We start from the raw sequence: 21,099 nt of genomic DNA, 5'->3' as shown, positions 1-21,099 counted from the left end.
CGGTCATCGGTCATCGGTCACCACCACCCGTCGGGGCCCCGTCTCGTCTGGCGACGGGATCGCTCGTCGACGTCGATGCCGACTCGGCCGTGGTATCGAGGACGGAGTCAAGATCCGTTCGAGCCGCGTTCGCGACTTCCGTCGGCGAGAGCGGTGCCGTCTCCCAGGCTGGGAGCCGGGTGTCGGGCCCAGGTTCGGCTATCGCCTCGGCGTACGTCGCCACCTGGTCGCGCTCGTCGGCTGGATCGTACGAGAGGTCGTTGAACGCCGCGTCGGCGCCGTACTGTCGAACGAGCGCGGTGGCCGCGGTTCGATACCGCTCGGCGAGTCGGTCGTAGTCGACGTCGACGCCCGCGTCCTCGACCGCCCGGAGCGTCGCCGCCCCCACGGCCCGGCTCATGTCGGCGAGTCCGGTGGGGCCGCTCACCGCCCGGTGGTCGTGTTCGTATCGCCCGAGGTCGACCTGAGCACTCTCCTCGAAGCCAGCATACCGGAACGCCTCGCCCAGCGTACCGACCTCGAGTCCCCAGCCGCGTTGGACGCGAAGTGAGGCCGCCAGGTCCGTCGTCGCGGCGAACTCGCCGGCGAGCGCGTACCGGAACGACTCGAGGTACTCGAGCACCGGCGCGGCGTGGGCGTCGGCGAGCGCCCGAACCAACGGCCGGAAAAAGAGTCGGAAGAGCCGGCCGTAGAGCGCTCCGTCCTCCACTCTGGCGTAGTAGCCCTTCGAGAACGCGTGGCCGTTCGCGACGGGGTACAACAGCCGGCGAACGAACGCCGGCGAGTACGTCTCGGTGTCCGCGTCGTGGACGACGACATACTCTTCGTTCAGGGCCTGTCCGAGCGCGAGCCACACGTCGCGACCTTTCCCACGGGTGCCGTCGAGTCCGCGTTCGGCGAGAAGGTCGGCCAGGCGAGGGCCGTCACACCACAGCGTCTCGACGTCGACGTCGAAGGTGTCGAGCCAGGCGGCGAACGGCCCGGCGCGCGCCGGGGTCGCACGCAGCGGCACGACCACCCGCGCCGGGGCAACCGTCTCCAAGGCCGTGAGCACCCGCTCGGCCGCGAGGGTGCCGTACTCACGCTCGGTCATCGGCACCACGACGGCCGCCCGCCCGGCGGGCGCGTCGGGCTGCGGCTCGGACAGCGCGTGCAGCGTCGTCACGCGCTCTTGGACGTACTCCATTAGCGTACTACAGGGCGACGAGGCCCTAAATATGCACGATGCACACGGGACGACTGGGCCAGCACTAACCGGACCGTCACACCAGCGAGTCAGCGGTCGGCGTAGCGTGTGGCCGGCGACCGTCACCGAACCAACCCAACATATAGACCGCCGGAGGCGCTCACTTGGAACGCACATACGCGATGGGTCACGCACTGACACACGCAGGCGGTGAGCGACGGTGAGTAGTGAAACCCGATCTCCGGAGGCAGAGCTGAGCCTGCTGGACGCGACGATGATCGGGATGGGCGCGATGATCGGCGCGGGGATCTTCGTACTGACGGGGCTCGCCGCGGAGATCGCCGGGCCGGCGGCGATCGTCGTCTTCGCGCTGAACGGCGTCGTCACGGCGTTCACCGGGCTCTCGTACGCCGAGCTCGCAGCGTCGATCCCGAAGAGCGGCGGCGGATACGCGTTCGTCCGCGAGATATTCGACGACGCCGCCTCGTTCATCATGGGGTGGATGCTCTGGTTCGCGTACATGATCGCCGGCGCGCTGTACGCGCTCGGATTCGCGCCGAACTTCCTCGAACTGCTCCACGTGTACGAGATCGTGCCGCCGCCGGAGGAGGTGGCCGGGCTCGCGCTCCCGGTGGTGGAGGCGACGCTCCCCCCGTCGGTGGCGCTCGCGTTCGTCGCCGTGCTCGGGCTGGTGACGCTCAACGCCCTCTCGACCGCCGCGAGTGGGAGCGTGGAGACCCTGTTTACCATAATCAAGGTGAGCATCCTCGTGGTGTTCGTCGGCTTCGGCGTCGCCTCGCCGATGTTCTCGAGCGCCGAGTTCCAGCCGCTGTTCACGAACGGACCGACGGCCGTGTTGCCGGCGATGGGACTGACGTTCATCGCCTTCGAGGGGTACGACCTGATCACGACCGTCACCGAGGAGGTCGAGAACCCACGCGAGAACATCCCGAAGGCGATCTTCGTGAGCCTCGCGGCCACGGTCGTCGTCTACCTCGCCGTGGTGGCCGTCGCGATCGGCACGCTCGGCGCGGGCGGGCTCGCGGAGGCCGGTGAGGCCGGCATCGCCGCGGCGGCGACCTCGTTTATGCCAACCGGGCTCCCGGTCATCCGCAACGGCGGGGCGCTCATCGTCTTCGGTGCGGTGTTCTCGACGCTCACGGCGCTCAACGCGGTCGTGATCGCCTCCTCGCGCGTGGCGTTCTCGATGGGACGTGAAGACCAGCTACTCCCCTCGTTCGGACAGCTCCACTACCGGTACGGGACGCCGTTCGTGGCGATCGTCGCGAGCGCGGTGGTGATGCTCGGGTCGGTGGTGTTGCCCACTCAGAGCGCGGGCAACATGTCGAGTTTGTTCTTCCTGCTCTCGTTCGTCGTCGTCAACGTCGCCGTGATCCGCCTCCGGCGGGAGCGACCGGAGATGGCACGTCCCTACGAGATGCCGTTCTACCCGGCACCGCCGGTGATCGGGATCGTGTTGAACCTGGTGTTGACCGGGGTGCTCGTGGTGTTCCTCGTTCGAACCGACCCGCTGGCGCTCGGGCTCAGCGCCGGCTGGCTGCTGCTCGGTGGGGTCGCGTACCTCGGGCTGCGCCGATACACGGGACCCGCAGAGCCCGACCTGTCAGAGACCGGTACAGAAATGACGGAGGAGCCCGAAGCGTGATACGATGAGTACAGACCTCGATGTCGTCGTCGCAGGCGGCGGACGAGTCGGCTTTCAAGCGGCGTCTATCCTCACGGAGCGGGGCCACAGGGTCACGATCATCGAGCGCGACGAGGCCACGTCGTCGGCCATCGCGGACGAGTGGCTGGCGACGGTGATCGAAGGCGACGCCACCGACCCGTCGATACTCGACCAGGCCGACGTCGAGGGGGCCGACGTCGTCGCCGCACTCACCGGCGAGTCCGGACTCAACCTCGCGGTGTGTCTGGCCGCCACCGAACTCTCACCGGGGATCCGAACCGTCGCGCGGGTCGACCGCGCCGAGGCCACGTCGTACACCGAGTTCGTCGACGCGGTGGTGTACCCGGAGCGGGCCGGCGCCCAGCTCGCCGCGAACGAGATCGTCGGCGACGACGTCCAGACGCTTGCAGACGTGACGGGCTCGCTCGACGTGATGCTCGTCCGCGTCGAGGAGGGAGCGCCTGCAGCCGGGAAGGCGCTCTCTGCGGTGCGGTTCCCCACCGGAACGCTCGTCGTCTCGGACGACGACGGCCACCAGGTCGCCAGGCCGGATACGACGCTGACTCCCGGTCGACGATACGTCGTCGCCGTCGAGCCGGACGTCGCAGACGAGGTCATGAACCTCATGCGCGGGTAGCCCGAGGCTACCGACAGCCCGTCCGAATCGCCTTCGTTTCCGGCTCGTCGAGAGACATCCCGGTACAGACCCGACACAGATGGACTCACCACGCGATCGGATCCGGCGTCGAACCGGCGAGACAGCCGTGTTCGCTTCGCCGGCGCGACGGCGACGGATCACCGGTGACGGGTCATCGGCGACGACCCGCCGGCGACGACTCGGTCGCTCGCGGCGGGCGTCACGACTCGGCAGCACCGCCGGGGACGCGTCCCGCCGCGTTCGCCACGGCGTACACGAGCACGAGTACGGCGAGCCCTACCGTCGCGGTCACGAAGACGCCGTCGTAGCTCACGCCGGCTTCGACGGCCTCGCCGACGACCCACGAGCCGGCCGCCTGCGTCGTCATCATCCCCGCGGAGAACACCGCGTACGCCGACGCCCGAGCCTCGTCGGGGAGCGACCCGAGCAGGTAGGTGTCGCCCGCCGGAAACAACATGTGGATCGAGAAGCCGACGAGGACGCTCGCGACCGCGACGGCGAGGAGACCGGACGCGAGCACGACGGCCACGACGCTCGCGAGAAACGCCGTGACGATCGCGAGGATGAACGGGACGCTCGGCAGTCGGTCGGCGATCTCACCAGAGACGAGAAACGCCGGGACGCCGGCGGCGAAGATGAGCGTGAGCAGATTTCGGGCGGTCGTCGGCGCGAGCCCCTTCTCGAGCATATAAAGCTCGTAGAAGTTGAACAGCCCCTGCCAGACGAAGCTCGTGAGCCCGATGAGCACGACGGCGGCGACGACGAGCCGCCACTCGGACCGGGCGCCGGCGACGAAGTCGGTGTCGTCGCGGCCCGCGTCGGGGAGTGTCGTCCGTCGCCCGAGGAGACCGATGAGTGCGGTCGTGAGTGCGGCGGCGGCCGCAAGCGCGACGAACGCGTATCGCCAGTCGAGCCACAGCGCGACGGTGACGACGGGGGCGGCGACGACCGCGGCCAACTGGCTGGCCGTCCCGTGGATGCCCATGACCCGGCCGACGCGGTCGGGAAACAGCTCCGAGACGAGCGGGTTCGCGGCGACGAAGTAGACGCCGGAGGCGATCCCGACGAGGAACGACGTGAGGAGGAGCGCCGGTACGCTTCGGGCGACAGCCACGCCGAGCGCGCCGAGCGTGAGGGTCGTGCCGGCGGCGAGGACGACCGGCAGCCGCGGCACGCGCGTGAGGATCCACCCGGTCGGCACCCGCGGCGAGGCCGAGCCGAGCCACACCAGCGTGACGACGAGCCCGGCGGTTCCCTCGCGGATGCCGAACTCGTCGATGAACTCGCCGACGAGCGGGGCGAACACCACCCGAGCGAAGTTGACGAGGAACACCATCGCACACAGCGATCCGAACAGCCGGTGACGAGACACGCCGACCGTTTCGTCGGCGGCAGCACAAAGATTGTGAAAGCGGCCGGCTGGCGGGGACGCCGGGCGCGAGGAGGCCCGCGCCGAGCCAACACACGGACGAAAGCGCCAAGACGCCGGGCCGAGACTCCACGCTATGCGACTGGAGGACTACTGGGGAATCGGTCCGAAGACGAGCGCCCTCCTCACGACGGAACTCGGCGAGTCGCGAGCGGTCGAGGCCATCGAGGCGGCCGACGTCCGCGCCCTCGTCGACGCCGGGGTCCCTCGCGGGCGGGCGACGCGGATCCTCCGGCGAGCGAACGGCGAAGCCGGGATGGATGTGCTCGCGACCGCCGACACCCGCGCCGTGTACGACGACCTGCTCTCGCTCGCGGCCGGCTACGCGCTGACCGAACACGCCGCCGACCGGATCCGGGTGCGCACCCCGTGTCTCGACCGGGAAACGATCGAGTCGCGGCTCGAGGACGTCGTCGCGGCCCGTGACGCCTGGGAGAGGCTCGACGAGGCCGAGCGGGATCGCGTCGTCGAGGCGTTCGCCGCCTACGACGAGGCAGACGGCACCGACCGGGCGGCCGTCGAGACGGCACGCACCCTGCGAGACGTCGGACTCACCGGCGAGACGTTCGCCGCGCTGGAGGGACTCGACGACGAGGGGCTCGAGGCGGCCGCTGACGCCCTCCGCGACGTCCGCGGTCCGATCGGCGACGGGGCCGTGGCGATCGCGACCGGCGCAGACGCGGAGCTCGACGCGCGCCGCGAGCGGCTCACCGCCGCAGAGACGCTCGCAGACTCGGCGTTCGACGTCCTCGAGCAGGTTCGGGACGGATCGGTCCGCGACTTCGAGGCCCTCGCCGCCGCGACCGTCGACCACGTCGCGGCCGAGACCGGCGCTGACCCGGGGACGGTCCGTGCGGCCGCACCCGAGGACGCGCTCGATGCGGCTGACTTCGTCTCGGCCACGCTCCGCGGGCTCGTCGAGACGCTCGAGGACGCCGTCGAAGACCGCGAGGCGGCCGTCGCCGCGACGGTGCGCGAGCGTCTCGACGAGGGGGGTAGCGACGTAGCGCGGGCCGTCGCGGTCGTCGGCGACCTCGCTCTCCAGCTCTCACTCGGTCGGTTCGCGGCCGCACATCGGCTCACACGCCCGCGGCTGGTCGACGACGGCTTGGCGGTTCGGGACGCACGCAGCCTCTTCGTCGACGGGTCGGTCCAGCCGGTCTCGTACGGGGTCGGAACGCACCCTCTCGGGGGCGGTGACGACGGCGACGCGACGGCGGCCGACGTCGCCGGCGGCGTGGACCCGCCGACGGGTGACCGCGTGACCGTTCTCACGGGGGCAAACTCCGGCGGGAAAACCACGCTGCTCGAGACGCTGTGTGCGGTCGCGCTACTCACGTCGATGGGGCTGCCGGTGCCCGCGTCTTCAGCTGCCGTCGGCGGGTTCGACCGGATCGTGTTTCACCGACGACACGCGTCGTTCAACGCCGGAGTGTTGGAGTCTACGCTCCGGTCTGTCGTCCCGCCGCTCGTCGAGTCCGGACGGACGCTCATGCTCGTCGACGAGTTCGAAGCGATCACGGAGCCCGGCCGAGCGGCCGACCTGCTCAACGGTCTCGTCGACCTGACCGTCGAGCGCGAGGCGCTCGGCGTCTACGTCACCCACCTCGCAGACGACCTGAGTCCGCTCCCCGACGCCGCCAGAGTCGACGGCATCTTCGCGGAGGGGCTCACGAACGACCTGGCGCTACGCGTCGACTACCAGCCGCGGTTCGGCACGATCGGCCGGTCGACGCCCGAGTTCATCGTCTCGCGACTCGTCGCGAACGCGGCCGACCGCGACGTCCGGCGGGGGTTCGAACACCTCGCGGCCGCCGTCGGCGAGGCAGCCGTCCAACGAACGCTCTCCGATGCCCGATGGAGCCCCGACGATGCGTGAGGATTCGTCCGACCGCGACCCCGCCGATCCGCGTCGAATCCGCTCGCTCGCGGTCCACAGAGCGGACGTCGCGAACGCACTCGAGGCCACGCTCCGGAGCGACGGCCGCGTGGTGTTGCGGGTGACGCCGCCGTTTTCCGGGCGGATGCGCGCGCGAATCCACCGCGTGAGCGACGGTGCCAGTGAGCCGGCCGAGCCGATCCACGTCGACGCGGCCGACCTCGTGGATCCGCTGCCAGCGTATCCCGAAGTCGACGACACCGTGGCCGACCATCCGGACGCGGACGTCGAGACCCGTCGCGAGCGACACGCCGAGGCGGTGGCCGAGTGGCGAACGGCCGTGCGCGAGGCCGTCGGTGGCAGCGTCGAACTGGCGGTCGACGCCGACGTCGAGGAGGCAGACGCGGTGTCGACGCACACGGTCGACGTGACGCCGCTGGGATGAGCCACACCGCGACACGGGGGCTCAGAGTCGTATGCGTTCGACGGCCGTCCCGGCGGCGTGGAGGTCCTCGCCGGTGGCGGCCGCAACGACGACCGTTCGGGGATCGACGTCGTCGAGCCGAAGCTCGAACTCGCCGTCGACCGGCTCACCGACGGTCGAACCCTCGGCCGTGAACGCCGACACCACCGCGCCCGACGTCTCGCCGGTGACGACGACCGTCGCACCGTCGAAGGTGGCGGCCGCCGTCAGGTCCGGACCGGCCGGGCGGTCGCGCTCGACGTATCGCTCGCGGACGACCGCCGGCGTCTCGACCGGTTCACCGGCGTCGACGCCGTGTGCGAGCCGGACGAATCCAGCCATCGACCAGGCGAGCGGGGTCGCCCCGCCGGTGCCCTCGCCGAACTCCCAGCCGTAGTCGGTGCGGTACTCGCGGTCCCACACCTGTTCGGGAAGCATCAGTCCGTCGTTGCCGAAGCCGGCCATCGTCTCGAGGAGGGCGTCGGGTTCGAGTGCGGACTCGTCGGTGCCGCCGAATCCGTCGACGTCGTCGGCTCGTGCACGCAACTCGTACTCTCCGCGCTCGCCCGTGAATATCGGCCAGAGGCGGCCGACGCCGTTACCGGCGCCCGCCCACGGACCGCCGGGGTCGCCGTAGCCCAACTCGCCGTACGCGTCGCCGACGTAGCGGTACCAGGCCGGCCCGTGTGGGGTGTCGACGCGGATCGAGTCGTCGACGACCGCGACCGAGTTCTGCACGACGGGGTCGTCGGCCGGTTTCACGCCGAGGCGCACCAGCTCTAAGAAGCCGCCGTCGACGATCTCGCGCTCGTCGTACGTCGGGCCGTCGTTGGCGATCGTCCGTGCTCTGCCGGCATCCGGGTCGCCGTCGGCCGTGATCCGGAGGTAGTAGGGCGTCTCACGGTGGCGTTCGGTGCCGGTGGTCGTCGCACACCACGTCTCAACGTTCGCGGTCCACTCGTCGGCAAGCGCGAGCCAGGCGAGTGCGTCCGCGCGGAGCGTCGACGGCGTCGGCGACGCCCCCCGAGCCACATCGTCGCCGGCCGACAGTCGGTCGGCCTCGGCGAGCGCGAGCGCCGCGGCACAGGTGAGGCCGGCTATCTCCGCGGCGATGCTCGACGGTGAGTAGCCGGCTTCCTCCTCCCAGCGCTCCTGGGCGGTCTGAGGACCGTTACGGGCCACGTAGCCCACTGATCGCCGGACCTGTTCGTAGTCGTACGCCGCCGTCTCGAGGGTCACGCCGCGTTCGTACAGCTGCCAGGCCATCACGGCGGGGTACGCGATGTTGTCCATCTGCTCGCCGCCCCAGCGGGTCCGGCCGTCGATGTAGGTGTTCTGCGGGAGGAATCCCGACTCGTCCTGTTGGGTGTTGTAGAGGTACGCGAGCGCGTCGGCCCCCCGGTCGACCTCGCCGACCTCGACGAGAGCGGTGAACACCTGATAGAGGTCACGCGACCAGACGAAGTTGTAGCCGTAGCCGCGCCCCTCCGCCGCGTACTCGGTCTCACCCCACGGCACGGACGGACTCGCGATGCCGGCACCAGGGTGCCGTTTGTCCTCGACCGCGGCGAGCGTCATGAGCGCGAACCGGTACTGCGCCTCCAGGTCGTCCGCGCCGGCGACCGCGTCCGGGTACGACCGCCCGGCGAGCCACTCGCGCCAGGTGTCGACGTACGCCGCGGTGACCGCCTCGAACCCGCGCGTGAGGGCCCCCTCCGCCTCGCCGAGGGCGGCCGCGGTATCTGCGTGCTCGGCGAAGCCCACCGCCACCGTGTCCGTCACGGTGGTCCCACGACCCAGCAGGCCGACGAGCACGACGTTCCCCGCTGCCTCGGTGGTAGCCGAGCGACGGTCGCCGTCCCGGAACAACGCCCGGAGGTCGTCGTCGCCGGCGGTGAACGCGCTCGCCCACGCGAAGCCCTCAGCGTTCGTCAGCGCGGCGGCGATCTCGAACGGTTCGCCGTCCGCGTCGACGAGTTTGCTCGGGGGGCGCTCTTCGTGCTCGGAGTGTGCTACCAGGCGGTACCGGTCCTCACCGACGCGCTCGGCGTGGTCGTCCGTGCCGACGTTGCCGAGCGTCGTGTCCGCGATCGCGTACACGTCGTACGGCCGGGCACCGCTGAACTCGACGTCGGCCAACAGGGCGTCTCCCTCGGTGTCGACGGCGTACTCAACGGTGAGCTCCCAGCGGTGGCCGTGGCCACCGCCCGCCTCACGGATCGTCTGTCGGTACGCGAGCGCGTCGTCGGCGACCGGCTCCGTGGTTCGTGTGATCGTCTCGTCTGCGCCCGCGAATCCCGTCTCTTGGAACGTGCGGACGGTGTGTCCCGTCGACGGGTCGACGATCAGGAAGTCGAGCGTCCGGAGGTTCATCACGTCGATCCGAGGGAATCGCGCCTCGGTCAGCGCTCCCTCCGTCAGCGTGAACCAGACCGGGACCGGCGTCGACGCCTCGTGGTCGGCCGGGGTGACTACGCCGAACTTGCGCCCGGTGGTCCACCGCGGGGCCTCGGGACCGCTCGGGTGCTCGTGTGGCACCGGCAGCGCCTCGTGGCGGGCGAGGTGGGCCGTCGCGCCGACCCGGAGGGCGTGCGCCCACGCGATCGGCGTCGCGCTGTCGAGGTCGCCGTCGTCGAACGCCTGCTCACAGAGCAGGTCGGCCTCGTTCGAGAACGGGCCGTCCGGCTCACACAGCGCGTAGAGCCGCTTCGCCTCGGCTAGGTGTGTGTCCGGGTCGCCGCCGCGTCGCTCGTGGACGTCGGCGACCGTTGCCGAGGCGATCGCGCCCCACAGCGTCGCGATCGACCACACCTTCGCGCCCGTCTGCTCTGCGGTCCGCCAGTCGTCGCCGACGAACCGGATCAGCCCCTCGACGTCCTCGGTCTTCCGGTGGAGGGCGTCTATCGTCGTCGTGACGTGCGTCGCGACCTGTGAGACGAACCGCGACGGCGACACTGCGTCGGCGACCGGCGGCAGCGACACCTCGCTCTCGTTGGCGGTACCAGCGTCGGCGGCGTCGCCACCGCCAGCGGTCTCGGCCGCGTCGGTCCCGGCAGTCCGCCGGGAGCCGCCGGGCGACGGGCGAATCGCGAGCAGTGCGTCGTACTCGGCGAGCGCGTCGGCGAGCCCGAAGGTGTTCGCGTCCGCCCGTTCGTCGCACTCGTGGGCGCTCGCCCGCTGGGGGAACCGTTCGAGCTCGGGGATCCAGCGCTCTTGGAGTCCCGCGACGACCTCGTCGGCCGCCCGCGCGGCCCGTGCCCGCAGGTCGGGGTCGACCGGCGCGCGGGCGACGGCCGAGCACGCACGGAGGTACGCCGACGCGGTGTGGGTGAACCGGCCGACCGCGTTCTCCCAGCAGTTCTGACAGCGCCGCGGCAGGCCGTCGTCGCGGGTGGTCTCACGGAGGAACGCGAACGCGTCGCTGAGGGCCTCGTCGACGCGGGCCGACAGGGTCTCCGGGACGTCCCGGCGGCGACGGAGCGTCGCGAGGAAGGCGACGACGGTCGCGGGCTGGTCCAGCTGGTCGTTCGGGTCGTCGCCGTCTGCGGACTCGATGCGGGCGTTCGCCCAGCCGGGCGCGACGCGGCCCGAGTCGGCCCAGACGCGGTGCGGCCAACTCCCGTCGGCGTCCTGAGTCCGACAGAGGAACGCGGCAGAGTCGAGCAGTCGGTCCGTCACGTCGAGGTCGAGTTCGTCGGCCGCCGTGAGCAACGCACTCGACGCCTCCGCCTCGTCGCGGAACCACGTGTAGCCGTAGCCGCCGGAGGTCGCGTAGAAGTGGTCGAACTCGGGCCCGGCAATCCGGGAACCGGACTCCGCGGTGAGCAGCTCCAGAACGCGCAGGTCGCTCGCCACCGTCTCGGCCCGTGGCGTGCCGGCGGGAACCGACGGTGCACGGTCGGCGGCCGCCGCCCGAACGCTGTCGGTATCCCCGTGGGCCGAAGCGATCTGCGCGACGGTCTCGAGCCGGTCGGCTCGTGCTCCGTCTTCGTCGAGTCGGGCGGCGTCTCGGGTCGCGTCCGTCTCGGAGTGAGAGGCTGCCGGCTCGTCGCGGACGGCTCGGCTGGCCAGCGTGACGCGCTCGGTGTGGCCCTCGCGTTCGAACGGTGCTCTGACCACGACGTCCGGGGTGAGACTCGTGTCCTCGCGCTCGTCGATCTCGCCGCGGTGGAGGGCGTAGCCGTCGTCCTCGCCGAGCAGCTGGGCGATCGTCGCCTGCCGCTTGCCGTGTGCCGCAGAGAGGCCAGTGGAGGCGGTGAGGAAGTCGTGTTCCCGCCGGTGGAACACCTCGACGACGTCGCCGCCGTCCGGTCCGGCACCCTCGTGGACGAGGTTTCCGACGCGCCCCTCCGCGAGGTCCGGCGCGAACGCACAGCTCGCGACGAGGTCGGCGTCGGCCGGCGGGGCTCCGCGCAACACCACGTGCGTGAGGTGGGTGTCGTCGACGACGAGGTCGTACTGGTGGACGGTGTACCGGCCGGCGTCGTACTCGGTCTCGACGAGCGGGGTATCGCCGGCGTAGTGCTGTCGCGTCGTCTCGAGGTCCGCGAGCCAGCGCACGCCGGCGCCGCCGGCGATGCCGATCCGGATGCGATCGGTGCCGCCGATACCAGAGAGCGCGTACGAGCAGTCGTGGGCGTCGCCGTCGGGTCCGACGTGGACCAGTCGGCCGCCGTCGCCGGTGAACGCCCCGACCGTCGTCGGTCGCTCTGCGGGGTAGCGAGCGCCACGGCGACGGGCGTGTTCGGTGATCGCGGTTCGCAGTCGCATGACAGGTGTGCCGGCCGCGGGGGCAAAAGCCTTGACGGACCTGACGGGCGGTCGCCTCGACCGTCGGTCGGCCGACGCCCGGTCCGCCCGCCGGACGCGGTACCGCCGACCCCGCAACGCTTGAGTCGGTGGGTGACACAGGCGTAGCTATGCGATTCGATCGTTCAGACGGCGTGTTCTGTCACGTCACGTCGCTGCCGGGTCCTCACGGCATCGGCGACCTCGGCCGGGGCGCCGAGACGTTTCTCTCGTTTCTCGAGACCGCCGACGTCGACTACTGGCAGGTGTGTCCGCTGGGCCCGACCATCGGCGCAGCGGGCGACTCGCCGTACCAGTCGCCGTCGGCGTTCGCCGGCAATCCGCTGTTCATCGACCTCCACGGCCTCGTCGAAGAGGGGTGGCTCGAGCCGGCGGCCCTGGAGCCGGTCCCGTCGTTTCCGCGCGACCGCGTCGACTACGAGGCGGTTCGCGAGTACACGCATCCGCGGTTGCGGTCGGCTTTCGAGCGCTTCGACGCGACCGCGGACGCGGCTGCCACGCTCGACGACTTCCGCGAGCGCGAGCCGTGGGTCGACGACTACGCGCTGTTTCGCGCGCTCTCTGCGGCCCGGCCAGAGGACACCTGGGTCGAGTGGCCGGCACCGCTTCGGACGCGCGACCCAGAGGCACTCGATGCGGCGCGGGAGTCACACGCGACGGAGATCCGGTATCGAACCTTCCTGCAGTGGGTGTTCGACCGTCAGTGGACCGCACTGCGCGAACGGGCCGCAGCGGCCGGCGTCGAGATCGTCGGCGACGTGCCGATATACGTCGCGCTCGACTCCGCCGACGTGTGGGCGTCGCCGTCGGCGTTTCGGCTCGACGCCGAGAATCGGCCGACCGTCGTCGCGGGAGTGCCACCGAATCGCGGCGACGACGGCCAACGGTGGGGGAACCCCGTGTACGACTGGGACCACCTCGCGGACACGGGATTCGACTGGTGGCTCGACCGGTTTCGACGGCTCTTCGAGCTCGCAGACGTGGTGCGACTCGATCACGTCCTCGGGTTCGTGCGATACTGGGCGATCCCCGCTGCGGCCGACGACCCGGCGGCCGGCGAGTGGTGTGATGGTCCCGGTCGGACGCTGTTCGACGCGGTCGAACGCGAATTCGGTGACGTCCCGTTCATCGCCGAAGACCTCGGATTCGAAGACCGGCGGATGGAAGACCTCCTCACCGCGTTCGAGATACCGGGCATGCGGGTGCCACAGTACGCGAACTGGGCGGAGGCAGGCAACCCGTACCAGCCGATGCACTACCCCGAGCAGGTCGTCGGCTATACCTCGACACACGACACCGACACCTGGGTCGGTTACTACGAGGACCTCCCGGAGTCACAGCGCGACGCGCTCCACTACAACCTGGGCGTCGGCGACCGCCCGATCGAGTGGGCGATCATCGACGAGGTGTGGGGGTCAGAGGCGATCCTCGCGATGACGACCGTCCAGGACCTGCTCGGGCTCGGCAGCGAGGCACGGCTCAACGAGCCCGGGACCGTCGCGGGCAACTGGGAGTGGCGCGTTAGCAGCGAGGCGCTGAGCGACGAGCTCGCAGCGCGCCTCCGCGAGGTCGGTGCGTTCCACGTTCGGTGAGCGACCGCGTCCGCTCACCGGCCGAAGATGAGGTACAAGACGACGCCAAAGAGCGGGGCGAAGAACACGACGAGTGCCCAGAGGAACGCCGGGTGCGAACTCCGCCGTGTCGCGTCGCGGTAGGTCCACGCGATCATCAGGACGTGCGCGAGGAGAGTGAGCAGCCCGACGACGAGCGAGACCCCCGCCGCGATCCCCATCTGGATCAGAACCACGTGTAGACAGGTGGCGCGATTAAGCAAGTGTCTTGTGTCGGGCGCCCTGTCGACGGAGAGCAGCGGTGGCCGCCAGACCACCGCAGACAGAACGCGTGGGGCGTGACGAGCCGTCGACGTCGGTCCGCGTCGGCTCGTCCGTGCCGACTCGACGAACCGTTTTTCCCGTCGGAGCGAGCCGGAGCTGTATGGAGCTTCCAGTCGACGCCGACCGACTCAGAGCGGACATCGAGGCGAACGCGGCGTTCGGAGCGATCGAGTTCGACGACCCGGCGAAACGCGGCCGAACGAACCGGACCGGCAGCGAGGCGAACCGGCGGGCTCGCGACCGACTGACCGAGCGACTCGAAGCCGCCGGGCTCTCGGTGCGCGTCGACGCCGTCGGGAACGTCGTCGGCGAGTGGGTGCCGGCGGAGGCGGACCCCGACGCCGCGCCGGTCGCCTGCGGAAGCCACCTCGACAGCGTGCCGGAAGGCGGGATCTTCGACGGACCCCTCGGCGTGTACGCCGCACTCGAGTCGGTTCGGGCCATGCAGGACGCGGGAGTCGAACCGGTACGGCCGGTCGTCGTGGTCTGTTTCACCGAAGAGGAAGGAGCGACGTACGGAACCGGACTCCTCGGGTCGAGCGTCGCGATCGGCGAGACGAGCGTCGAGGAGGCGCTCGCGTTCGAGAACGACGACGGTGAGACGCTCGGTGCGGCCCTCGATGAAATCGGGTACCGCGGTGACGCCACGGTCGACCCGAGCGGCTGGGAGGGATTTTACGAGCTCCACATCGAGCAGGACACCACGCTCGAGGACGCCGGCGCTGACGTCGGGGTCGTCACCACCATCACCGGAATCACCCACGGGGAGGCGACCATCGTCGGCGAGGCGAACCACGCGGGTGCTACCGCGATGGACGAACGGGCCGACGCGCTCGCCGCCGCGAGTCAGTTCGTGCTCGACGTCGAGGCGGCAGCAGCGAGCGTCGTCGAGTCCGACTCGCCGACGGCCGTCGGGACGGTCGGATCACTCGAGGTCGCACCGGGCGCGTCGAACGTCGTTCCCGGTCGCGTCGAGGCGAGCCTCGACGTGCGCGACGTGACGGCCGAATCGATGGAGACGATCGTCGCCGCGGCGCGCGACGCACTCGACCGGATAGAGCGCGACCGTGGGGTCGACACCACGTTCGTCCAACCGGCGAGCGTCGACCCGGTACCGATGAGCGCGCGGCTTCGGACGACGGCACACGAGGCCGCCACAGACGCCGACGTGACGGCAATCGATCTTCACTCTGGTGCCGCACACGACGCGATGCGCGTCGCACGCGTCACCGACGCATCGTTGCTCTTTGCCCCGTCGAGAGACGGCATCTCACACAACCCCCGCGAGTGGACCGACTGGGACGACTGTGCCGTCGCGACGCAGGTGCTGGCGGGCGGCCTCGCGCGAGCGGCCGGTGTCGACGCCGGAGAGTGCGGTCACCGACGGGGGGAAACGTCGTCACAAGGTTCAAATAGCACCGTGTGAGCGGGTGCCCGCGTCGCGATCGCCACCCGTCACGGCGGAGCCTTCTATCGTGGCTACGTACGGTCGTGAGCGACGATTCACGCGTCGTCGAACCAGCATTTGCGAATGATTTATATACTTGTATAGATTACTTGTAGTTAGCAAGTCGAACTCTCGGCATCATTTTTCGCCGGGAAACAGACCGGCGATACACCATGACAGAGACACGCATTCGAGACGAGCACCGATCGACGGGTACCGGGCGGGGCGGTGGTCGAGCCGACGAGACGGACGCACGCGTACGGCCGGAGGAGTCGCCACGAGCGGAGACGACCCGGCCGACCAGCTGTCCGGAGTGCGACGGCCGCCTGCTGACCGACACCGAACACGGCGAGACCGTCTGTACGGAGTGTGGACTCGTCGTCGAGACCGACTCCGTCGACCGCGGCCCCGAGTGGCGTGCGTTCGACGCCGCAGACCGCGACTCGAAGTCGCGCGTCGGCGCCCCGACGACGAAGCTGATGCACGACAAGGGGCTCTCGACGAACATCGGCTGGCAGGACCGTGACGGATACGGCAAGTCGCTCTCGAGCAGCCAGCGGGAGCGGATGCGCCGCCTGCGAACGTGGAACGAGCGGTTCCGGACGCGCGACTCGAAGGAGCGAAACCTCAAGCAGGCGCTCGGCGAGATCGACCGTATGGCGAGCGCGCTCGGTCTCCCCGAGACGGTTCGCGAGACCGCCTCCGTGATCTACAGACGCGCGCTGCGCGAGGACCTCCTCCCCGGCCGCTCCATCGAGGGGGTCGCGACTGCGTCACTATACGCCGCGGCCCGACAGGCCGGAACCCCGCGGAGCCTCGACGAGTTCACGCCCGTCTCGCGGGTCGATCGGATGGAGCTCACGCGGACGTACCGCTACCTGATCCGCGAACTCAAACTGGAGGTCGAGCCCGCCGACCCGGCGAGTTACGTCCCGCGATTCGTCTCTCGGCTCGACCGAGACGAGGAGGTCGAGCGCACGGCACGAGCGCTCATCGAGAGCGCAAAGCGCGCCGAAATCACGAGCGGCAAGTCACCGGTCGGACTCGCTGCGGCAGCCGTCTACGCCGCAGCCCTGCTCTCGAATCAAAAGGTGACACAGAGCGACGTCAGCGAGGTGGCTGACGTCTCCGAGGTCACCATCCGAAACCGATACACGGAGCTGCTCGATGCGAGCGACCAACGGCTCCCATGAGACGAGACACGCTGCCGTCGCGGCCTGACCGGCCGCTCGTGCGTACGTTTTTATGCCGTCGGAGGTGAGCTTATCATATGGTCGACGCGTTCGTCAGACTCGTCTGTCCCGAGTGTGGAAAAGCGTGGCAGGACAACCCAGCAGACCTCCCCGAGCTCCGGACGAACTTCAGCTGTCCGGGCTGTCACGCGACCCACCGGCTTACGGAGTTCATGCGGACCGAACGCGACCTCGAGGCCGTTCGGCAGTTCCAGTGACCGCGTCTCGAGCGACCACGTCCACTCACACGCCGCGCTGAGGCACTATATAGAAACGCGGTGTGGTAACTAGACTCAGGATAGTAATATAACCCTCCGGTAGCAAAAGGGTGGTACTCATGAAGAAGCAGGAACTCATCCACCTTCACGGCCTTCTCGCAGAAGTACGAAAACAGTGCGAGTACTGGGACAACGAGATGGACCTCGCGATGTACGAGGAACTCGGCGTCAAACCGACGTCGATTCACAAGTCGAAGACAGACCACAAGGCGGCCGTGTTCAAGCTGACAGCGGGAATCACCGACTCCATGGACGAGGCGACTACGGAGCCGCTCGCACCGACCGCAGACTGAGTTTTCTACGACGGGCGCCCGTCCGACTCCGTGTGCCGACGACCGGCGAGCGGCCGCTTCGGCTCAACGCCACCGTCTCTCAGGTATCCTCGGACGGTATCGGTTCGACCGAGAGCACAGTGAGCGCGACGTCGGTGAGTCGCTCGCCGATCTCCGTTCTCGCGATCCGTCCCGCGTGTGTTTCACGATCGACGTTGAACACGTCCATCTGGAGTTCGAGGGCGACGAGCGCCTCGTCTGCGGCGACGAACGCTGCGGGGAGCGCCTCGCCGCTCGGCGACGTCCGGGTACCCGCCTCGATCTCCACGTAGTTGAGGTCGGGGTTCAACGACGCGCCGGTCTTCGAGACCGCGATCCGAACCGCCTCTTCGGGGGTCTCGACGTCGTACACCGGCACGGCGGCCTCGACGACGACTCGACAGTCCATTACGTGTTCGTATACCGGACGAGCGCGTATCAACGTTCGGCCGCGTGACACCACATGCGGTGACGTCGGCCGGCGTGGCTCACTCGCCGCCCGCCCGAAGATGGTAGAAGACGTACGTTTGTGCGTACCCGGCGTACTCGCCCCCGAACTGCGCCCGTATCGCGTGCGACGTCTCCGCGTACGACCCACACGCACAGTCGGGATAGTACTCTTCGATCGTCGTGCGGATCCACGTGTCGAGCGGGACGGCCTCCAGGTACCCGAGCGAGAACAACGCCACGCAGTCGGCCACCTTGTCACCGACGCCGACGAAGCGCGTGAGCGACTCGCGGGCGTCCTCGTACGGGAGTCCGGCTGCCTCACGCGGGTGCGCCTCACCGTCGTCGACCATCGTCGCCGTCTCTTTGACGTACGGCGCGCGGTACCCTAACGAGAGCTCGCGCAGCTCGGCTTCGGTACGCGCTGCGAGCTGTCCTGGCGTCGGGAACGCGTGGTACGGCTCGCCGTCAAGCGGCGCGACGTCGCCGTACGTCTCTCGGAGCCGGCGCTGCATCCCGTGGATGCGTGCCACGCGCATCTGTGCCGAACAAATGAAGGATATCAGACACGGGAACGCCGGGTCCCGGGTCAGACGCATTCCCTCGTATCGGTCGAACGCGCGCTCGAGCAGCGGTAGATCGGGCATCGAAGCCACGATCGCGTCGAGGTCGTCGTCAAGCCGAAGCAGGTGCGTGAGCAGCGGCACCGCGTCCGTCGAGGCTTCCCACTCGACGGTTCCGTCGTGGACGCCACCGACCTGTCGCACCCGCACCGGGACGCGTTCGTCGGTAACTCCCGGTATCGGGTCAACGACGGTCGCGTACCACTCGTCGCCGCCGTGCGCGTGGAGTGTCTCGTACGTCCCACCGTCGGCGCGGTTCCACAGGTAGCTCTGGCCGCTCTCGACGGTCGCTTGCAGGTCGAACGGCCCGTCGAGGTCGGCGATGTCGATCGCGCCACGTTCCATCGATACGACACACGCCACGCGGCCGTATCGGGGTTTCGATACCACGCTGACGGCCACGCGCGGCCTCCGGTGCGGACGACTGCCGACTCGCTCGTCCACGGCTGGATCGGGACACCACACCCGAGGTGGATCGCGTGCGGGCAGGCTTTTACTCGGTCAGCGCGTACGATTCGTATGCCAACGTACCGCCGGACGACTCGTATTGCGGCACCTATCGACGAGGTGTGGGCGTTTCACTCGACGATCGACGGCCTGGTCGCGCTCACCCCCGACTGGATGCGCCTCGAGATAGCGCGCGTCGAGGGACCGAACGGCGAGCCCGACCCGGCGGTGTTGACCGTCGGATCGCAGATACGGATGTCGATGCAGCCGCTCGGCGTCGTCCCCCGTCAGCAGTGGACATCACGGATCGTCGAACGAGAGCCGGCCGGTACCACACCAGTCGAGGGGAGCGCCTACTTCGTCGACGACATGGTCGACGGCCCGTTCCGAAGGTGGGAACACACCCACACCTTCCACGCCGACGGCGACGAGACGATCCTCGTCGACTCGGTGACGTACCGGCTGCCTCTCGGTGCGCTCGGCGACGCCGTCGGTCCACTCGCGAAGGTCGGGTTCGAAGGGATGTTCCGCGACCGACACCGCCGTACGGCACGACAGCTCGTCGACGGCTGACTCGCGCGTCACCGGTCGCCACGCGCGCGCGTCGTGAGCAGGATGCCGGCGAGGACGACCACGCCACCGACGACCGTGAACCGAGTCGGCAACTCGCCGAGGAGCACGGCCGCGAGGACGGTCGCTCCGACCGGCTCGCCGAGCAGCGACACCGATACCACACTCGACTCGAGGTGACCCAGTGCCCAGTTGAGCACGGTGTGCCCGAGCAGTCCCGGTCCGACGGCGAGACCGACGAACACGGCCCACTCCCGCGGGGGATAGCCGGTCAGTGGCGCGCCCTGGCCCACGACGATACCCAACAGCACGGCCGCACACACGCCGTACACCACGACGACGTACGGGATCAACGCGAGTCGCTGTCGAAGCGACCGTCCAGCGAGGACGTACCCGGCAGCCGTCACCGCACCGAGCAAGGCGAGCCCGTTGCCGTACACCGGCCGTGTACCGACGAACGCGCCACCGAGGAGATCGCCGAGCGACATCGCGACCATCCCGGAGACCGCGACCGCGATACCGATACCCGTCCGACGCGTCACCCGCTCGTGGAGCAGTCCCCACGCCCCGAGCGCGACGAACACCGGTTGTGACTGCACGAGCGTGACGCTCGCCGCGACGCTCGTCCACGCGAGACTCTCGAACCACGCCGCAAAGTGAACGGCGAGTGCGACGCCCGAGAGCGCAGCGAACGCTGCATCACGCGCCCGCATCCGTGCGAACGCCTCGCGGTAGCGCCAGACGGCAACCGGAAGCAGTGGCACCGTCGTGAACACCACGCGGTAGAACGCGGCCACCGAACTCGGGGCTCCACTCCACCGCACGAGTATCGCCCCGGTGCTCACCGCGAGCACCGCACCGACCAGTCCGACGACCGGAGAGACGATCGGTGACGACTTCGACATATACGCACGTGGACCACGCTACGAGTCCGCAAACACCTTTCGGGACGGCGCGCCACGGCCGGGGCGTACCGCCCCGACGAGAACTTTACCGACGGGGCCGAACCGGTACCATGGCCGCGGACACCTTCGGCGTCGGCGTGCGTGTCACCGACGACGAACTCCGGTTCCTCGTGCACGTGCCGACAGACATCGACCCCGGATGGACCGATCCAGCGGCGTTTCAGTCGCTCGTCGCCGACGTCGTGTGGGACCGACTCGACCAGCAGACCGTCCTCGAACAGATCACGACGGAGTATACGACGGGTGACACCGTCGGTCTCGGGACGGTGACGATCCGCCCAGACGGGACCGTCGTCGACCACGACCTCACGGCCCCTACCCGACGCTGAGCCGTCGGCCACGCGACGGCCGGATCGTCCCGACCGGTCGATGACAGCGCCCTCAGTCGCCTCACAGCACTGCTGCTCGTCGTAATGAAGATGCGTGGGGGAATGCCCCCGTATGAATGGATAGGCGGCGACCCGCGGTTCCCAGAGGATCGCTCACTCCAGTACTTCCCGGCACGCTGGTGGGCTTAACTTCCGTGTTCGGAATGGGTACGGGTGTTTCCCCACCGCTCTGGCCGCCTTTATGCCGACTCTCGGGCTCGAACCGAGACTCCTCGTGGAGACGCCTGTGTCGGGCTGGTTCGATTCGGCTGGACTACTCCAGCACGACCGTGTATCCGTGCGATCCAGCTACCGCCTGAACCCATCCGGAGTGTGGAACTCCAGTGGACGTATGACTGTGGCATGGTCTGTTAGTGCTCGTGGACTCAACGCCTCGTTGCCTCG

Annotated in this window: 18 protein-coding genes and 1 rRNA gene; 11 read left to right on the top strand and 8 right to left on the bottom strand. The window is 69.4% G+C overall.

All coding sequences use genetic code 11. The annotated features are described in order from the left end of the window. Window positions 1–10 precede the first annotated feature (10 nt). Entirely contained in the window at window positions 11–1,186 is a 1,176-nt protein-coding gene (locus tag ACNTAO_RS00095; RefSeq protein ID WP_435159882.1) for a glycosyltransferase family protein, read from the bottom strand. Window positions 1,187–1,406: 220 nt separating this feature from the next. Between ACNTAO_RS00095 and ACNTAO_RS00090 the strand changes: the two genes are divergently transcribed. Together ACNTAO_RS00090 and ACNTAO_RS00085 are read left to right on the top strand one after the other, a co-directional pair. Then, entirely contained in the window at window positions 1,407–2,852 is a 1,446-nt protein-coding gene (locus ACNTAO_RS00090; protein WP_435159881.1) for an APC family permease, read from the top strand. Window positions 2,853–2,856: 4 nt separating this feature from the next. Continuing rightward, window positions 2,857–3,510 (top strand): potassium channel family protein, encoded by a 654-nt coding sequence (locus ACNTAO_RS00085; protein WP_435159879.1) that lies wholly within the window; start codon window positions 2,857–2,859, stop codon window positions 3,508–3,510. Window positions 3,511–3,730: 220 nt separating this feature from the next. On the opposite strand, the gene ACNTAO_RS00080 is transcribed toward ACNTAO_RS00085, so the two are convergent. Then, the gene (locus tag ACNTAO_RS00080) at window positions 3,731–4,903 is read right to left on the bottom strand and encodes an MFS transporter (RefSeq protein WP_435159878.1); all 1,173 of its coding nucleotides are present in this window, start codon (window positions 4,901–4,903) and stop codon (window positions 3,731–3,733) included. A gap of 133 nt (window positions 4,904–5,036) precedes the next feature. On the opposite strand from ACNTAO_RS00080, the gene ACNTAO_RS00075 reads away from it, so the two are divergent. Together ACNTAO_RS00075 and ACNTAO_RS00070 are read left to right on the top strand one after the other, a co-directional pair. Further along, window positions 5,037–6,839: a DNA mismatch repair protein gene (locus ACNTAO_RS00075; protein WP_435159877.1), complete on the top strand. Its 1,803-nt coding sequence runs from the start codon at window positions 5,037–5,039 to the stop codon at window positions 6,837–6,839. Next, a complete protein-coding gene (locus tag ACNTAO_RS00070) occupies window positions 6,832–7,284 on the top strand; it encodes a DUF8009 family protein (RefSeq protein ID WP_435159876.1) in 453 nt (150 codons plus the stop codon). Before ACNTAO_RS00075 ends, ACNTAO_RS00070 begins: the two co-directional genes overlap by 8 nt. A gap of 21 nt (window positions 7,285–7,305) precedes the next feature. Here ACNTAO_RS00070 and ACNTAO_RS00065 read toward each other — a convergent pair whose 3' ends face one another. Continuing rightward, window positions 7,306–12,072: a DUF7997 domain-containing protein gene (locus ACNTAO_RS00065; protein ID WP_435159875.1), complete on the bottom strand. Its 4,767-nt coding sequence runs from the start codon at window positions 12,070–12,072 to the stop codon at window positions 7,306–7,308. Window positions 12,073–12,221: 149 nt separating this feature from the next. On the opposite strand from ACNTAO_RS00065, the gene malQ reads away from it, so the two are divergent. Then, complete coding sequence (gene malQ / locus ACNTAO_RS00060; protein WP_435159874.1) at window positions 12,222–13,703, top strand: 4-alpha-glucanotransferase; 1,482 nt, start codon at window positions 12,222–12,224, stop codon at window positions 13,701–13,703. A 14-nt stretch (window positions 13,704–13,717) separates the two neighbouring features. On the opposite strand, the gene ACNTAO_RS00055 is transcribed toward malQ, so the two are convergent. Beyond that, window positions 13,718–13,903, bottom strand: coding sequence for a PLDc N-terminal domain-containing protein (locus tag ACNTAO_RS00055; protein ID WP_435160215.1), 186 nt, complete (start codon window positions 13,901–13,903; stop codon window positions 13,718–13,720). A 203-nt stretch (window positions 13,904–14,106) separates the two neighbouring features. Here ACNTAO_RS00055 and ACNTAO_RS00050 point away from each other — a divergent pair, with 203 nt between their 5' ends. The 4 genes from ACNTAO_RS00050 to ACNTAO_RS00035 all read left to right on the top strand — a co-directional run bounded on the left by ACNTAO_RS00050 (window position 14,107) and on the right by ACNTAO_RS00035 (window position 17,256). Beyond that, window positions 14,107–15,432 carry a Zn-dependent hydrolase gene (locus ACNTAO_RS00050; protein WP_435159872.1) on the top strand — a complete coding sequence of 442 codons (1,326 nt, stop codon included), beginning with the start codon at window positions 14,107–14,109 and terminating at the stop codon, window positions 15,430–15,432. A gap of 194 nt (window positions 15,433–15,626) precedes the next feature. Further along, window positions 15,627–16,646, top strand: a complete 1,020-nt coding sequence (locus tag ACNTAO_RS00045) for a transcription initiation factor IIB (protein WP_435159871.1) — start codon at window positions 15,627–15,629, stop codon at window positions 16,644–16,646. 77 nt (window positions 16,647–16,723) lie between these two features. Then, window positions 16,724–16,903, top strand: a complete 180-nt coding sequence (locus tag ACNTAO_RS00040; protein WP_435159870.1) for a DUF7836 family putative zinc-binding protein — start codon at window positions 16,724–16,726, stop codon at window positions 16,901–16,903. Between the two features lie 119 nt (window positions 16,904–17,022). After that, window positions 17,023–17,256, top strand: coding sequence for a UPF0058 family protein (locus tag ACNTAO_RS00035; protein WP_435159869.1), 234 nt, complete (start codon window positions 17,023–17,025; stop codon window positions 17,254–17,256). Between the two features lie 79 nt (window positions 17,257–17,335). Here the strand turns inward: ACNTAO_RS00035 and ACNTAO_RS00030 are convergent, their stop codons facing one another. Further along, a complete protein-coding gene (locus ACNTAO_RS00030; protein ID WP_435159868.1) occupies window positions 17,336–17,683 on the bottom strand; it encodes a DUF555 domain-containing protein in 348 nt (115 codons plus the stop codon). 79 nt (window positions 17,684–17,762) lie between these two features. Continuing rightward, window positions 17,763–18,689 (bottom strand): DNA-3-methyladenine glycosylase family protein, encoded by a 927-nt coding sequence (locus ACNTAO_RS00025; RefSeq protein ID WP_435159867.1) that lies wholly within the window; start codon window positions 18,687–18,689, stop codon window positions 17,763–17,765. Window positions 18,690–18,863: 174 nt separating this feature from the next. Between ACNTAO_RS00025 and ACNTAO_RS00020 the strand changes: the two genes are divergently transcribed. After that, a complete protein-coding gene (locus ACNTAO_RS00020; RefSeq protein WP_435159866.1) occupies window positions 18,864–19,364 on the top strand; it encodes an SRPBCC family protein in 501 nt (166 codons plus the stop codon). 8 nt (window positions 19,365–19,372) lie between these two features. On the opposite strand, the gene ACNTAO_RS00015 is transcribed toward ACNTAO_RS00020, so the two are convergent. Continuing rightward, window positions 19,373–20,266 carry a DMT family transporter gene (locus tag ACNTAO_RS00015; RefSeq protein ID WP_435159865.1) on the bottom strand — a complete coding sequence of 298 codons (894 nt, stop codon included), beginning with the start codon at window positions 20,264–20,266 and terminating at the stop codon, window positions 19,373–19,375. Window positions 20,267–20,376: 110 nt separating this feature from the next. On the opposite strand from ACNTAO_RS00015, the gene ACNTAO_RS00010 reads away from it, so the two are divergent. Beyond that, window positions 20,377–20,655 (top strand): DUF8124 family protein, encoded by a 279-nt coding sequence (locus ACNTAO_RS00010; protein ID WP_435159864.1) that lies wholly within the window; start codon window positions 20,377–20,379, stop codon window positions 20,653–20,655. Window positions 20,656–20,774: 119 nt separating this feature from the next. Here ACNTAO_RS00010 and rrf read toward each other — a convergent pair. Then, window positions 20,775–20,896 (bottom strand): 5S ribosomal RNA (gene rrf / locus ACNTAO_RS00005). Between the last annotated feature and the right edge of the window lie 203 nt (window positions 20,897–21,099).

Source organism: Halorubrum zhoui (assembly GCF_051194155.1).
GTDB lineage: Archaea > Halobacteriota > Halobacteria > Halobacteriales > Haloferacaceae > Halorubrum.
The sequence above is the reverse complement of the archived record's forward strand: the minus strand, read 5'-3'. Positions and strand labels throughout refer to the sequence as shown.

Coding starts and splice junctions, on each gene's coding strand:
- ACNTAO_RS00095 (WP_435159882.1), bottom strand. CDS start 1,186: ATGGAGTACGTCCAAGAGCGCGTGACGACGCTGCACGCGCTGTCCGAG.
- ACNTAO_RS00085 (WP_435159879.1), top strand. CDS start 2,857: ATGAGTACAGACCTCGATGTCGTCGTCGCAGGCGGCGGACGAGTCGGC.
- ACNTAO_RS00075 (WP_435159877.1), top strand. CDS start 5,037: ATGCGACTGGAGGACTACTGGGGAATCGGTCCGAAGACGAGCGCCCTC.
- ACNTAO_RS00070 (WP_435159876.1), top strand. CDS start 6,832: ATGCGTGAGGATTCGTCCGACCGCGACCCCGCCGATCCGCGTCGAATC.
- ACNTAO_RS00065 (WP_435159875.1), bottom strand. CDS start 12,072: ATGCGACTGCGAACCGCGATCACCGAACACGCCCGTCGCCGTGGCGCT.
- malQ (WP_435159874.1), top strand. CDS start 12,222: ATGCGATTCGATCGTTCAGACGGCGTGTTCTGTCACGTCACGTCGCTG.
- ACNTAO_RS00055 (WP_435160215.1), bottom strand. CDS start 13,903: ATGGGGATCGCGGCGGGGGTCTCGCTCGTCGTCGGGCTGCTCACTCTC.
- ACNTAO_RS00050 (WP_435159872.1), top strand. CDS start 14,107: ATGGAGCTTCCAGTCGACGCCGACCGACTCAGAGCGGACATCGAGGCG.
- ACNTAO_RS00045 (WP_435159871.1), top strand. CDS start 15,627: ATGACAGAGACACGCATTCGAGACGAGCACCGATCGACGGGTACCGGG.
- ACNTAO_RS00040 (WP_435159870.1), top strand. CDS start 16,724: ATGGTCGACGCGTTCGTCAGACTCGTCTGTCCCGAGTGTGGAAAAGCG.
- ACNTAO_RS00035 (WP_435159869.1), top strand. CDS start 17,023: ATGAAGAAGCAGGAACTCATCCACCTTCACGGCCTTCTCGCAGAAGTA.
- ACNTAO_RS00030 (WP_435159868.1), bottom strand. CDS start 17,683: ATGGACTGTCGAGTCGTCGTCGAGGCCGCCGTGCCGGTGTACGACGTC.
- ACNTAO_RS00025 (WP_435159867.1), bottom strand. CDS start 18,689: ATGGAACGTGGCGCGATCGACATCGCCGACCTCGACGGGCCGTTCGAC.
- ACNTAO_RS00020 (WP_435159866.1), top strand. CDS start 18,864: ATGCCAACGTACCGCCGGACGACTCGTATTGCGGCACCTATCGACGAG.
- ACNTAO_RS00015 (WP_435159865.1), bottom strand. CDS start 20,266: ATGTCGAAGTCGTCACCGATCGTCTCTCCGGTCGTCGGACTGGTCGGT.
- ACNTAO_RS00010 (WP_435159864.1), top strand. CDS start 20,377: ATGGCCGCGGACACCTTCGGCGTCGGCGTGCGTGTCACCGACGACGAA.